The organism is Candidatus Cardinium hertigii (genome assembly GCF_003788695.1).
In genome coordinates, this window is sequence record NZ_RARA01000026.1 from 95810 (window position 1) to 96494 (window position 685).

Annotated in this window: 1 protein-coding gene (only partly in view); it reads left to right on the forward strand. The window is 35.2% G+C overall.

What is annotated here, in order from left to right; translation table 11 throughout:
* Positions 1–8 precede the first annotated feature (8 nt).
* On the forward strand, positions 9–685 hold the 5' portion of the coding sequence (locus EDM02_RS04295; RefSeq protein WP_123663359.1) for an IS1634 family transposase. The gene runs 34 nt beyond the window's last position; only the first 677 of its 711 coding nucleotides appear in the window; the start codon lies at positions 9–11; the stop codon falls past the right edge of the window.

Here is a 685-nt window from a genome sequence, read left to right on the forward strand (position 1 = left end):
CTAAATTTATTGAGAACAAGCCTATTAGTAAACTATTTGGAAATCAAGTTAAAGCAGATGATTTTAATGATGATGCTTTAGGACGCTGTTTAGATGCTATACATGACTATGGAGAAACCAAATTTTTTTCAGAAATAGCTTTAACTATTGCTTTACAACATAATATTTTAGGTAAATCTGCTCATTTGGATACAACTACGTTAACACTCTACGGTGACTATGCATGTGCTGAAACAGATGAGGTAGATGAGGTAAAAAATAGTACTGCTGTAGCAGAAACGAACCGATTAACGCTACCTAAGCTAGCCCGTCCAGCTCATGGCTATGCTAAAAATAAGCGCTTTGATTTAAAGCAAATGACTTTATTATTAGCTACTTCTGGAGCTGCTCACTTTCCTATATGGATGGAAGCACATGCAGGTAACGCTTCAGATAAGACAACTTTAGAAGCTGCTGCTACCCGTATGCAAAATTTTTGCAAAGCTTTAGAAAGCACCCCTTCCTTTTTATATGTAGGCGATTCTGCCATGTATGCCAATTGTGTAAAATATGGACAAAATTTGCTCTGGTTATCTAGAGTACCAGATAATATAAAAGCAGCTAAAACTTTATTAACCAAGCAAACTATTGATTGGACAGAGCTAGACAAGGGATATAAATATGTAGTTGTTAATCAGATATATAA